Source organism: Rhodoferax sp. GW822-FHT02A01 (assembly GCF_038784515.1).
GTDB lineage: Bacteria > Pseudomonadota > Gammaproteobacteria > Burkholderiales > Burkholderiaceae_C > Allorhodoferax.
In genome coordinates this window covers 3,019,666-3,032,962 of record NZ_CP152376.1, presented here as the reverse complement: position 1 = coordinate 3,032,962, position 13,297 = coordinate 3,019,666, and the positions used below count along the sequence as shown (strand labels likewise).

Genomic DNA, 13,297 nt, shown 5'->3' with positions numbered 1-13,297 from the left:
GAGCATCTCAGAAGAACCGGAACGCAACAGCCGCCACCAGTGTGGGAGGCAGCGCCGCCAGCAGCAAAGAGCCTGGGCTTACCACACCGTCTTCAAAGTGCTCGCGCAGAATGGCAATGCCGGCCGGGTTGGGCGCATTGGCAATGATGGTCAGGCCGCCACCGGTCACCGCACCGGCCACCAACGCGTATTTGAAACTCTCGCTTAAACCCTCCACCAGGGAACCCAGATAAGTAAGCGCGGCATTGTCGGTAAAGGCGGTGAGCGCCATGGCGCCCACAAAGACCACGTCGCTGCTCATGCGCATCAACACCGGTTGCAGCCACCATTGCTGCTGTCCGCCCAGCACCACCAGACCGGCCAGGAAGAACGCCACCAGCAGACCTTCCTTGAGGATGAGTTTGTCTTGGTGGCGCTCATAAGCGTGCGCAATGCCCAGAAAGAACAGGAACAGCCCCATGAAGATGGCCGGGTGGTGGGCAAAGACCACCACGCCTACCAGAAACAGCAAATGCACCAGCACCAGCCGCAGAGGAACGGCTTCTCCCGCTTCCGACTCCAGCGGCAACGGCAGCGCCTGCAGTTCCCGGCGGAACCACACGGACAGCACCGTGGCATTGATCACCACGGCAGCTGCGGCCTTCCAGCCGAAGTGCGAGGCCATGAAGGTTGTGTCCCAGCCCCAGGCAGAAGCCACCATCAAGACAGGCGGCGCGGCAAAGGACGTGAGCGTCCCCCCAATGGATACATTCACCAGCAGCACCCCCAGCGTGGCGTAGCGCAATTGCAAAGACAGCCCGCAGGCAAAGAAGCGCTGCCCCAGAATAAGCGCCGCCAGCGTCATGGCCGCGGGCTCGGTGATGAAGGATCCCAGCAGTGGCACACACACCATCACCACCAAAAAATAGCCCAGGCTACCGCCCAGAGGGACTGCCTGCGCAATGCGCAACACCAGCGCCATCGCCGTCTGCAAAATGGGTCGGGTGGCGGCAATCACCATCACCACGAAGACAAACAGGGGCTCGGTGTAGTTGCGCGTGTCGATGTACTGCACCGCCGCTTCCTGCCCCTCCATGGCGAACATCACCAGGGCCAGCACCAGGGCCCAGAAGCCGAACACCACTTCCACCTCGCCCAGCAGATGCCACAGCCCGGCATGGCGCGGCTGCAGATGCGCCAGGCGTTCAAAGTATTTGGTGGAGAAGGTGTGCACGATGGCCAGGGCAAACAAAATGCCGCAGACCAGTTGAAACGATGTGTAAGTCAAAAAACCTCCGGACGCGCGTGGGCACCAATACCCCCATTCTGCCGTGCCTTTCCGCCCACCTCAGAGCAGACCCAGGTCCTTAGTCTTCACACCCGCAAAAACGCTGTCCACCTGAGCGGGCCCGAGCGCGTACTGGCGCGCAAACAGTCCGCCCAGCACGGCCCGGTATTCGTTGAGCACGGGAAAGTCCCTGTCCTGAAACAGCGTGGCCTTTTCCACCGCTACTTGCTCGCCCGCCACCCGCCCACCGCGCACACTGCCCCCCATGACCCACATCACGCTGCCATGCCCGTGGTCGGTGCCCCGGTTGCCGTTTTGCCGGAAGGTGCGGCCAAACTCGCTCATGACCACCACGGTGGTGCTCTTCCAGGCGCTGCCCAGCTCTTGCGGCAAGGCAGCAAGGCCCTTGCCCAATTCGTCAAAGCGGCTGGCCAGGTAGCCGGTGGCCGCGCCTTGCCCCACATGTGTGTCCCATCCGCCCACATCCACAAAGCAGATGTTGTAGCTGTCCTTCATGAGCTTGCCGATGCGCCGCGCCTCCAGCTCGAAGCCCTTGGCCGTGATGGAGTTGCGGCTGGCGGCGTCCATCTCGGCCGCCATCTCGCGCATCACCTCATTGCGCACCGCAAAGCCCTCCTGCACCGGGCCTGCCAATGCCGTGCCACGGTACATGGAGGCAATGATGTCGCTCTGGCGCGCATCCACCGACGGCTTGGCCAGCGACTTGAGCGCGGTGTTGGGCACCTTGGCAGAGCCCAGGAAGATGCTGGGCAACTGGTCGGTGAAGGCCATGGGGGCGCTGCCGCTCATCACCGAGGCCAGGCGGTTCAAAAAGCCGGAACTGAAGTCGCGCCGCCCTTCCAGCGGCTGGCCCAGCTCGATGCTGTCCTGCGTCTCAAAATGGCTGCGGCTCACATCGTCGATACCCGAGAACGGCACAAAGGCCAGCTCGCCACTCTGGTACAGCGGATAGAGGCTGTCACGCAGCGCCGGGTGCAAGCCCCAGTCGGCATTCAACGGCAGTGCCGAGGCCAGGTCCGAAGACGGTTTGGCCAGCGCAATATCGGGCCGCACGGTGTAGTAGTAACTGCTGGAAATGGGCACCAGCAGGCTGGCCGCGTCATAGCCGCCACGCAGGAACACGAACAGAAAGCGCCCTGCATTGCCGGGCGCCGCATGCAGGGTGGCGCTGCCCCAGGCCAATGGCAACGCGAGGGAAGAGGCAATAAAGTGACGGCGCAACATAAGCAGACTCCGGTGGCGTCGGTCCGTACCTAGCGGTACATCATCTCCGGCGAAGACAGCAAAAAGGTATTCCACTCCTGGGGCGATGTGGCCTGGTCCAGCGCCTTGGCCGTGGCCGGCTGCAAGGTCTTGGCTATAGCCTGGAAGTACAAGGCGTTCGAGAGTTGCGGGAACGCCGCACGCTCCTGCGCCTGCGGGCCATCGGTCTTGAACAGGCCTGCACTGCCCGAGCCAATGGCCTTGGCTATCTCGAAGCGCGTAGCCATCTGGCCTGGACTATCCCAGGCGTGGCTGTTCAGCGGATAGCCATCGGGCGTGACCCGGCCATACAGCGGCTCGCCCATGCGGTTGAGCCAGTTGAAGATGGGGTTCACATTCAGAATGGCCTTCTGGTCATACGCCAGCCGCACGGCCGACACCACGTAGCGCATGGGGTCCTTGAACTTGGGCGCCGCACGGGCAAACTCCGGCGCCGTGAACAGCACTTGCAGCGTGCCCGCAATGTCGCCCTTGCTCTGCGCAAACGCCTTGGCCATGCGGTTGACCAGCGCAGCGGGCGGCTCATCGGCCAGCCAGTACACCGCCAGCTTGCGGCTGATGAAGCGGGCTGTGGACGGGTGCAGGGCCAGGCGGTCCAACGCCTCGTTCAACTCTGCCAGCCCCTTGCTCTTGATAGGCTGACCCAGCAACACTTTGTCGCCAAAGTCATGGCGCGCCGGGTTGAATTCAAACAGCCCACGGCGCACGTAGTACCCCTGCAGCTCCTTCTTCAGTCCGGGGTTGGTAGTGCTTTGGTTGACACCGTTTCCAGTCAGCACGCGGGCCAGTTCCTGCACGTCGTGCTGGCTGTAGCCGCCGTCCACACCCAAGGTGTGCAACTCCATCAGCTCGCGTGCATAGTTCTCATTGATATGCCCGGCGGCATTCTGGTCGTTGTCCAGATAGCGCAGCATGGCCGGGTGTGTGGCCACGGCGCCCAGCAGCTCGCGAAAGCTGCCCAGCGCATGGGCACGGATGGCGTTTTCCTCGTAGTCACCCAGCAGGACGCGCAAGTTGCTCTTGTACTGGTGCACGCTGAAGTGGTTCATCCAGAACCAGGTCATCTGCTCCTGAATCTGGTTGGGCGAGTACAGCGCACGCAACACATGGCGCGTAGCCGCTTCCCGTTGCAGCCGGTTGAGCTCCTGCTGGTAGGCCTGCTGCGCCGTCTTCTTGGCGTCGTCCGCCGCCACGGCGTCCGCATCCTTGCGCATCTGCTCCATCTGTTGCAACAGCTCCAGCACCGGCGTCTTGCTGATGGTCATGCTGTCGATCTGTGCCTGCAGTTCAGGAGCCAGTCTGGATGCCGATGGATGCAGCTGACGGGCCAGGTACTGGTCTGCGCCTTCGGCGCTGTACTGCTCCACCGCGCTGGTGCTGGCGCCCCAGGTCAGGCGGTTTACCGGCAGATACGGATTGGTGTTACTTGCCTGTGCACGGGAAGAATCGGTCACCGGGGTGGCGCAGCCTCCCAGCAACATGGCGCAACACAGCAAGGCCCACGTGAGCGGGCTCCTGCGTATCCAGTGGGGTCGCGAAATAACCACGGCGTTGGGCATCCGTTCACCATACACCCATATTGTGTATTTCGTGTTTCTGGACATGCCCGTCCGGGCTTTTTGGGTGGGGCGTGTTTGTACGCCGCACGCAGTTGCGTTGTCGAGCATTCAAGGCATCCCATACCGGCCCATGCGATGCCATAGCGCAGGGTCCGATGAGGCCCTGAAGCGATTGAGAAACTGCTCAATCTCCCAGCAATTCGCCAATCGGTTTGAGGTCGTCCACGCGGTCGCAGACGGCCTTTATCGTGGTGAGTATGGGTACACCCAGAAATAGTCCCCAGACACCCCATAGCCAGCCGAAGGCAAGCACGCCGATGAAAACCGTTACCGCATTCATCCGGCTGGTGCGGCTGGTAAGCCACGGCGTGAGCAGGTTACCCGACAGCGTATGCAGCACCATCGACACGCTCGCTATGGCCAGTGCCATATGAAAGCTGCCAAATTGAACGAAACCGACCAGTGACGCCCCCCCTGTGACCACCAAGGAACCGATATAGGGCACCAGATTGGCCAGTGCTGCGCCCACACCCCAAACCGCTGCATGGTCCAGCCCCATGAGTCCGAACAAAACCCAGGTGGCCAGTCCCACCACCACGCTGGTAAAGGCCTGCGCTAGAAGGTAACGCTGGACCTGGGCGGTGATCTCGTCCAGTGCCTGCACCGTGATGCGCTTTTGCGCAAAGGTGGGTCCGGCAATGCGAACCATCTTTCGGCGAAAGGTGTTGCCCGATGCAAGCAGGAAGAAAGCAATGAACACCACGACCATCGCCTCACCGATAGATGCCGCCAGACCCAGCGTTCCGACCCATAGATAGTCCTTGATGTCGAACTGTGTGCGTTCAATGCGTACCCGCGTGACACCCCGCACGGTGGCGGGTTCGGCGGCACCGCCTTCCTGAGCGGCTCTCTCGATTTCCGATGCCGCACGCTGTACCTTGTGGATTGTTGTTTCGCTGGCGCCGCGCTGGTCGCGCAGCGCTTGCCGAACTTTTTGCGCCGCTTCCGGCAGAGACTCTATCAACGCGGCAGCGTCGTCACTGACTGACCATGCGGTCCAACCGACAGCACCAAACAGGCTGACGATAAGCAGCGCAGCGCCAATCGCGCGAGGCAATCGCCAGCGCTCCAAACGGTCAACCAAAGGACTGAGTGCGTAACTGATCATGAGGCCCAAGAGCACAGGTATCACCACCGCCTGGGCCCAGCGAAGTGCGAACAGGGAGCCGAGGAATGCCAGCAACGCCAACGATACGCTGCGCACGTCGACCGGCATATACAAAAGAACCCGCTGGGGTTCCGGCGGAGGCACCGAGAGCGGCTCCGGCAAAGGATCGTTGGGCGGAGTAACAGGGGCGAAAGTCATCGGCCAGCGTAGCACGGCGAGCCAGCACGTTCTGTGCGCCATCGCACAACGAAGTGCCAGCTAACAGTGTGGGCTGCGATGACTGGGAAACCCTTGCACGCCAGCCACCATGTACCCCGAAGTCAATGCTCCGCTTCCGGCTCCGGCAACTGGATCATGCCGGTGTTGTAGTTGTAGCTATACACCTCGCCATGGCGACCCCACTCGATGGCCACCTTGAGCACGCGTTCGGCCTCCTCGCTGTCCATGCTCTCGCGCAGCAGATCCAGGAAGTGCTCTTCCTTGAGCTCGCCCACCGGGTCCTGCTGCAGGCTATGGCGTATGTGCGCCGCCAGCGGAACACGCTTGAGCAACTGCTGCGCAAACAACACCTGGCGCTGGTCGTGCTGGGATGCCACATAGCTCTTGCCCAGTTCGGTCACGGACAGGTCGCCGCTTTCCAGCACGGCAAATTCCAGCAAGGCCAGGGCTTCGGCGGCTGGCAGCAGGTCCTCGTCGGTCAGCTCGGTTTCCTCGCCCAGCTGCGGCAAATCGGCGCGGCCCAGGAACGGCTCGTCCATCAGCTTTTCCAGCACACCTTCCACCAGGCCGATGTCGGCATCGGGCAGGCGTGCGTCCAGGCGCATGGGCTCCACCTCACCGGTGGCCTTGCCGGCACGTACACGACCGGCTGTCATCACCGCATAGATCTCATCCACCAGCATGCGCACTTCTTCGCTGTCGGCATCGCGTGGCCGCGGCAGATCGACGCGCATCTCGTAGCGCACCCGGCCCGGGTCGCTGGCGAATATCAGCACGCGGTCGGCCATCATGATGGCTTCCTGGATGTTGTGCGAGACCACCAGAATCGCCTTGGTGGAAATCTCCTCCTGCTCCCACAGCTCCAGGATGTCGTCGCGCAAGCGCTCACCGGTCAGCACGTCCAGCGCGGAAAACGCCTCATCCATCAACAGCACGTCGGGGTTGACCACCAGCGCGCGCGCGATGCCCACGCGCTGGCGCATGCCGCCCGACAACTCACGCGGCAAAGCGCCCTCGAAGCCGGACAGGCCGATCAGGTCAATCACCTTCTGTGCCCGCGCATCGCGTTCAGCCGCCGGCACACCCTGTGCCTCCAGACCAATTTCCACGTTCTGCTGAACCGTCAGCCAGGGAAACAGGGCAAACGACTGGAACACCATGCTGATGCCGCGCGCCGGGCCGTACAACGGCTGACCGCGGTACAGCACATCGCCACGGTCAGCCATGACCAACCCGGCCATGATGCGCAACAGGGTGGACTTGCCGGAGCCGGACTGCCCCAGCAGGGCCACGATCTCGCGCTCGCGCAAGGTGAAGTCCACGTTGTCCAGAACCGTGCGCGGCGCGCCGTCGGCGGAGCTGAAGGATTTGCCGACCCCCTTGAGGTCTACGATGGTGGGGTTCACAAGCGCTCCTTAGAAATGCATGCGGTCTTCGGCCATGCGGTAGAGCCGGCGCCAGACAAAGTGGTTGAGCGACATCACGTACACACACATCACACCGATACCCAGTGCGATGCGCGGAAAGTCACCAGCGGAAGTCATCTCAGCGATATAGCTGCCGATGCCATGGGCCTGCACCGTGGTGTCGCCCCAGGTCACGTATTCCGACACGATGCTGGCATTCCACGAGCCGCCACTGGCCGTGATGGCACCGGTCACAAAACTGGGAAACACCGCCGGCAGCAGGTAACGCCGCCAGCGCAACGAGCCCTTGAGCCCGATGTTGCGGGCCGCAAAGCGCAGCTCGGTGGGGATGGTGGAAGCGCCGGCAATCACGTTGAACAGCAAATACCACTGGGTGCCGAAGATCATCAGCGGCGACAGCCAGATGTCGGGTGTGAGGTGGAAATGCACGATGCCCAGCACGAACACCGGAAACATCAGATTCGCCGGAAAGGCAGCGAGGAACTGCGCCAGCGCCTGCACCCGCGCCGCAATGGCCGGGTTCATGCCAATCCATATGCCGATGGGCACCCAGACCAGTGCGGCCAGGCCGATCAGCAGCATGACCCGCAGCAGCGTGTAGAAGCCCAGCAAGAACACATGGCCCACCTCGCCCCAGCCCACCTCGGCGTGGATGAACTCCGCCAGGCGCCAGCTCGCAAAAAGAATCAATGCCGCCAGCACCGCATCCCATACCCGCACCAGGGTGGGTGAAGGTTCCGACACGCGGGATTTGATGGAGGTACCGTCATGATGGCGGCGAAACAGGGCAAAGCTCTTTTGCAGCAGCACGGCCATGCCATCGCCAATGGTCTGCAGCCGCTCGGTGCGGCGCAGCCATGTCAGCAGCCACGATGTCTGGTTCTGGGCGCCGCCAATCTCTTCGAAGCGGAACTTGTCGGCCCATGCCAGCAAGGGCCGGAAAAACAGCTGGTCATACAGCAGCACGCCGATCAGCATGGCGCCCACGGCCAGACCGATGGCGCCCAGATCCTTGGCCTCGATGGCCATGGCGATATAGGAGCCTATGCCCGGCAGCTTGATGTTCTGGTTGGAGACCGAGATGGCCTCGGAGGCGACCACGAAGAACCAGCCACCCGACATGGACATCATCATGTTCCACAGCAGCGAGGGCATGGCAAACGGCATGTCCAGGTGCCAGAAGCGCTGCCAGCCCGACAGCTGAAACACCTTGGAGGCCTCGACCAGTTCCGAAGGAATGGTGCGAAACGACTGGTACAGGCTGAACGCCATGTTCCAGGCCTGTGAGGTGAAGATGGCAAAGATGGCGGCGCATTCCACGCCAAACAGGCTGCCGGGGAAGAGCGCAATGAAGCCGGTCACCGTGATGGACAGAAAGCCCAGAATCGGTATGGACTGCAGGATGTCCAGCATGGGCACCAGAAACTTCTCGGCAGCGCGGTACTTGGCTGCCAGCACCGCAAACACCACACTGAACACCAGCGACGCCGCCAACGCCATGAACATGCGCAAGGTGGTGCGCAACAAGTAGTAAGGAAGGTAGGTGAAATCCAGCGAGATGGGCAGTTCCACACCCACCTGGTAAGGCGTTACCATCTGCCGCGCACCAAACGCCATAACAACGATGATGGCCAGAACCAAAGGTAACAATGCCCAATCCCATCGATTGCCTCCGGCCTCAACCACCTGTCGGGGAAAGAATGTCTTCTGGTTCAGCATGCGCAGTGGTTTCTACAAGGCGGAAAGTAGGGGATTCTCTCTCAGCGATTGTGACGGATTTGTTACTTTACCAAGCGTTGACCATGACATTTCTGCAGCAATGATCCACCGCACTGCCCAGGCCATCCGATGCCAATGACAGCGGCACTCAAGAACCGGCACTGGCAGGCCGGGTTGTTCGCGGCACTGCTAGCGCTGACGCTGGTCGTGTCTGCGGGCGTGCTGGCCGCACGCCGAGAAACCAGTCTGCAGATCGATCTGCTCAAGCGCGTGGTGGAAGTGCATGCGCTGGCCCTGCGCGGCGCCACCACACAGTACAACTACCTGCCCTTCACCGTGGCCCAGCATCCCAAAGTGCTGGCCGCACTGCAGACCAGCGACACCGCCAGTGCCAACCTGTATCTGGAAGAAATCAACCGGCGCGCTGGCTCCGACGTGCTGTACCTGATGACGGCCCAGGGCAAGACGGTGGCATCGAGCAACTGGAACACCCCGCAAAGCTTTGTTGGACAGGACTACTCCAACCGACCCTACTTCCTGGACGCCCTGGCCGGGCGCGGCGGCAGGTTCTATGGCGTGGGCAAGAACACCGGTGTGCCGGGCTACTTCATTTCCACCCCGGTGCGCAGCGGCGACCGTGTCGTGGGCGTGGTGGTGGTCAAGGTGGATCTGCGCCAGGTGCAGCAGACCTGGCTCAATGCGGGCAGCCCGATTGCCTTGTCGGACGAACGCGGCATCCTGTTTTTGGGTTCGGTGCCGGAGTGGATGTACACCACCTCACGGGAGCTCAGCCCGCAGGAAATCGCCTGGCTGGCCCGGCACGAGGTCTATGGCAAGAACCGCGTGCTGGCACCCCTGCTGTGGGAACGCGAAAGTCTGGACGACGGAGGTCAGCTGCTGCGTACGCATCTGGCCGGCAAGGAGCGGCGCTTTGTGGCCGTGAGCGAAACCCTGCCCGATCTGGGTTGGACCCTGACCGTAACTGCTGACTATGCCTCTGTCACCCAGGCACGCAACCGCGCCTGGGCGCTCTCGGCCATGGCGGCGGGCCTGCTGCTGCTGGGCGGCATGCTGTGGCAGACCCGCAGGCGCCAGTTTGACGAACTGGAGAAAGAGGTGCGCCTGCGCACCCAGGACCTGAACCAGGCCCACGCCTTTCGCAAAGCCATGGAAGACTCGCTGCTGGTTGGCATGCGGGCACGCGACCTGGAGGGCCACATCATCTACGTCAACCCGGCACTGACCGACATCACCGGCTACCCGGCAGAAGAGCTGCTGGGCAAGCAACCACCCTACCCCTACTGGCACCCGGAGGACATGGAGCGCCACTGGCATGACAACGAGGCCGCGCTGACCGGGCGCTCCGACATGACCGGCTTCGAGTCCCGCGTGCGCCACCGCGACGGACATGACGTGTACACCATGGTCTACACCGCGCCCCTGATCGACGCCGACGGCAAGCACAGCGGCTGGATGAGTTCGGTGGTGGACATCACGGCGCAAAAGCAAAGTGCCGCACGCCAGCGGGAGCAGGAGGAAAAGCTGCGCCATGTGCAGCGCCGCGCCATCATGGACGAAATGGCCTCCACGCTGGCCCATGAGATCAACCAGCCGTTGCTGGCCATTGGCGCCAATGCCAGCGCCGCACGCAAACTACTGGAGCGCGGCGTCATGGACCAGCTGCAGGGCTGCCTGCAAGCCATTGAACAGCAGAAGCAGCGCGCCGCCGACATCGTGCGCAAGATCCAGGACCATGTGCGCATGAAGACCCGTGGCGCGGAGGACTGCGATGTCAACGCGCTGGTGCGCAGCGTGCTCGCCTTCGTTGCAGCCGAGGTACGGCAGCGCCAGACCCGCGTGATCACCCGCCTGCAGGAGCCGCTACCCACGGTGCGTGGTGACCGCGTGCTGCTGGAGCAGGTGCTGGTGAACTTGGTGATCAACAGCCTGCAAGCCATGCAGGCGCAAGAGGCCCACACCCGCGTGCTGGAGCTGCAGACCCTGTCGTCCAGTGCCGGTGTGCTGGTGCAGGTGAGCGACAGCGGGCCGGGCATTCCGGCGGACATCGCCGACCAGATTTTCAAGAGCTTTGTCACCACCAAGGAAGAAGGCCTGGGCATTGGTCTGAGCATCTGCCGCACCATCGTGGAAAGCCACGGCGGACGCCTGAGCTTCGAGAACCGCGCCCAGGGCGGCACCACCTTTACCATCCAGTTGCCATGCACACCGAATACAAACCCGATCTGACGCTGCACGTCGTGGACGACGACCAAGGTGTGCGCGAGTCCATGGTCACCCTGTTCACCGCCTGCGGCTTGCGGGTGCAACCACATGCCAGCGGTGAAGACTTTTTGCACCAGGCCAATCTGCAAAAACCGGACTGCGTGCTGCTGGACTTGCGCATGGAGGGCATGACCGGCCTGCAGGTGCTGGAAGCGTTGCAGAAGCAGTCCAGCCCGATGGTGGTGATGTTCCTGTCCGGCCACGGCGACATCCCCACGGCCATGGCGGCCACGCACCGGGGCGCGTTCGACTGGCTGGTCAAGGGCATGCCCGAGAGCGAGCTGCAGGCCAAGGTGGCAGCGGCCATGCAGCGCGCCGAGGAGCTCAGTCTGCTATTGCACCGGCGCAGCGAAGTGATCGCACGCTGGGATACGCTGACGCCGCGCGAGAAGGATGTGGCGCGGCTGGTGCGCAATGGCTGGACCAACAAGCTGGTGGCCGATGAGTTGCACATAGGAGTGCGGGTGGTGGAAGGTTATCGGGCCAAGGTCTTTGACAAGCTCTGGGTGTCCAACCCGACCGAGTTGGACCGGTTGTTGCGGGATCACGCTATTGCATGACGCGTGTCTCGGGGTGGCTTTGTGCTTGATTGCGTTCATACGCTTCTTCGGCCACAGGCTGACGTGGTACTCAGCTCCGCGGCTGTCCCCCGGCCTTCGGCCTCCTCCTTGATGCCGCTGCGCTGAGCACCTCGCCATCCTGAGGCTGCTACGTAGTTGGCGCACATACGGTATTCAGACATCGCGTGCCAACAGTGCTGGCGGCCGATGACGCTGGGGCGGATGGTGCAGCGAAATCAAGGGGGAGCCCGCAGGGCGGAGGACATTCGCGGAATCATCTGCCCCAGTGTCATCGACCTACACAAATCTGCCCCGTGGCAAGGAATTCCTAAGAGCTGACCGCAGAAAAATATCCCGGCTTGTACTGTCCTCCAGCAGCCTCGGCCCGCTCCCGGATAGTGGCCAATGTGTCATCCACCAACAGGCTGCCATTCTCAAACACCACCTGCAGGGCACCGCTGAATCCCTGTTCCAGCGCACTGGCCATGGCCGTGCTGCCTTCCACCTCCGTGCGGTATTCATTGCCCTTTTGCAGCAGCATCTGCCGCCCGGCGCGGGAGCGCTTTTGCGGGTCGGTGCGCGGTGACTTGAATACATCGCGCCACGCACCGTTGACTTCCACCGCGCTGCACTTCATGGCGAAGCGCTGATCATCGCGGTTCACGATCTGCAGCAGTGCACCGCCCTGGCTAAAGGCCACGTTGTCGGCGCTGTAGCCGTTGAACTGCAGGTTGGCCAGGATGGTGCGTATGCTGCGGATGGTGATACCGTCGCCCTGGAGCACGCGCACATGCTGCAACACGCGATAGCCCTTGGCATTGACCGTGCTGCCGAACGAAGCATCCAGCGCCCGGATGGTGTTGAGCACCATGGAGGCCGGGTCGCCGCTGTCGGGGCGAATCACCACCAGCGCGCCGCTGTCCATCACCTGCTGGCGCAGTTCCTGCCCCCAGATCTTCTTGACTGCGTGGTCCAGGTCGTAGGAGTCCGACACCACGGCCAGCACGGCGCCGGGTTGGGCGTACTGCTGGAGCATGTTGGCATAGGCATCGCGTTCACCGTCGCGGCCCCAGCTGGTGATGGTGCTGTGTTCCGCTGCCGGAGTGGAAAAACCGGCCATGGCAGCGCCGTAATAAACGCGCGCGCCCAGCACAGCCGTCAGCGTGTCAGTGCCCTGGAAATTCACCAGATGGGCCATGCCGCCAATCAGGGCCGACTCCATGGAGCTCACACCGCGCGCGCCGAAGTCGTGCAGCTTGCCGGTGATGGTGGATTCATCCCCGGTTTCCACCAGGTACTTGTGGATGAGCTGGCGGCACATCCAGCTGTTGGTGGCCACGGTGATCGGGTACCACACGCGCATCAGCACCGTCTCCAGAAAGCTGGTGAGCCAGTAGCAGGCGGGGTCGGTGTTTTCTATGGTCAGCAGCACATTGCGCGTGGGTACCACACTGCCTTCTGGCACCGCCAGAATTCGCACCGGCAGGCGGCCCTGGTGCGCGTTCACGATGTGCAGCCAGCCGGCCCGGTTGAAGGGCACGCCGTGGGCACGGCACACTTCGTCGGCCAGTTCCACATCGCTGGCCGTTACCGGTTTGACCAGGTATTCCTTCAGGATGTATTGCAGGCCGAAAAACACCGTGCGGTCATGCACACCGCCGCGCGACTCGATGTAGCTGAACACCTTGCTGGTGCCCGGCGGGTACTGCAGGTAGTGGGAGGTCTTGTAGCTGTCGGTGTTGAGGATCAGCAGGCGGCTGATGCCACTGAAGGACTGCAGGCTGGTCGGGTTGGAATGCGTGGGATTCATG

At 62.6% G+C, this 13,297-nt stretch carries 9 protein-coding genes; 2 read left to right on the top strand and 7 right to left on the bottom strand.

What is annotated here, in order from left to right:
• Positions 1–7 precede the first annotated feature (7 nt).
• From AAGF34_RS14210 to AAGF34_RS14185, 6 genes are all read right to left on the bottom strand, one after another.
• On the bottom strand, positions 8–1,267 hold the full coding sequence (locus AAGF34_RS14210) for a putative Na+/H+ antiporter (RefSeq protein WP_342616380.1): 1,260 nt from the start codon (positions 1,265–1,267) through the stop codon (positions 8–10).
• A 60-nt stretch (positions 1,268–1,327) separates the two neighbouring features.
• Positions 1,328–2,512 (bottom strand): DUF1501 domain-containing protein, encoded by a 1,185-nt coding sequence (locus tag AAGF34_RS14205; RefSeq protein ID WP_342616379.1) that lies wholly within the window; start codon positions 2,510–2,512, stop codon positions 1,328–1,330.
• Between the two features lie 29 nt (positions 2,513–2,541).
• A complete protein-coding gene (locus AAGF34_RS14200) occupies positions 2,542–4,155 on the bottom strand; it encodes a DUF1800 domain-containing protein (RefSeq protein WP_342616378.1) in 1,614 nt (537 codons plus the stop codon).
• Between the two features lie 139 nt (positions 4,156–4,294).
• Positions 4,295–5,476: an AI-2E family transporter gene (locus AAGF34_RS14195; RefSeq protein WP_342616377.1), complete on the bottom strand. Its 1,182-nt coding sequence runs from the start codon at positions 5,474–5,476 to the stop codon at positions 4,295–4,297.
• A gap of 122 nt (positions 5,477–5,598) precedes the next feature.
• Positions 5,599–6,903 carry an AAA-associated domain-containing protein gene (locus AAGF34_RS14190; RefSeq protein ID WP_342616376.1) on the bottom strand — a complete coding sequence of 435 codons (1,305 nt, stop codon included), beginning with the start codon at positions 6,901–6,903 and terminating at the stop codon, positions 5,599–5,601.
• Positions 6,904–6,912: 9 nt separating this feature from the next.
• Positions 6,913–8,643, bottom strand: a complete 1,731-nt coding sequence (locus AAGF34_RS14185; protein WP_342616375.1) for an ABC transporter permease subunit — start codon at positions 8,641–8,643, stop codon at positions 6,913–6,915.
• Between the two features lie 129 nt (positions 8,644–8,772).
• Between AAGF34_RS14185 and AAGF34_RS14180 the strand changes: the two genes are divergently transcribed.
• Both AAGF34_RS14180 and AAGF34_RS14175 read left to right on the top strand, forming a co-directional pair.
• On the top strand, positions 8,773–10,890 hold the full coding sequence (locus tag AAGF34_RS14180) for an ATP-binding protein (RefSeq protein ID WP_342616374.1): 2,118 nt from the start codon (positions 8,773–8,775) through the stop codon (positions 10,888–10,890).
• The gene (locus AAGF34_RS14175) at positions 10,863–11,486 is read left to right on the top strand and encodes a response regulator (RefSeq protein ID WP_342616373.1); all 624 of its coding nucleotides are present in this window, start codon (positions 10,863–10,865) and stop codon (positions 11,484–11,486) included. Before AAGF34_RS14180 ends, AAGF34_RS14175 begins: the two co-directional genes overlap by 28 nt.
• Positions 11,487–11,814: 328 nt before the next feature.
• Here the strand turns inward: AAGF34_RS14175 and AAGF34_RS14170 are convergent, their stop codons facing one another.
• Positions 11,815–13,296, bottom strand: a complete 1,482-nt coding sequence (locus AAGF34_RS14170) for a nicotinate phosphoribosyltransferase (protein WP_342616372.1) — start codon at positions 13,294–13,296, stop codon at positions 11,815–11,817.
• Between the last annotated feature and the right edge of the window lies 1 nt (position 13,297).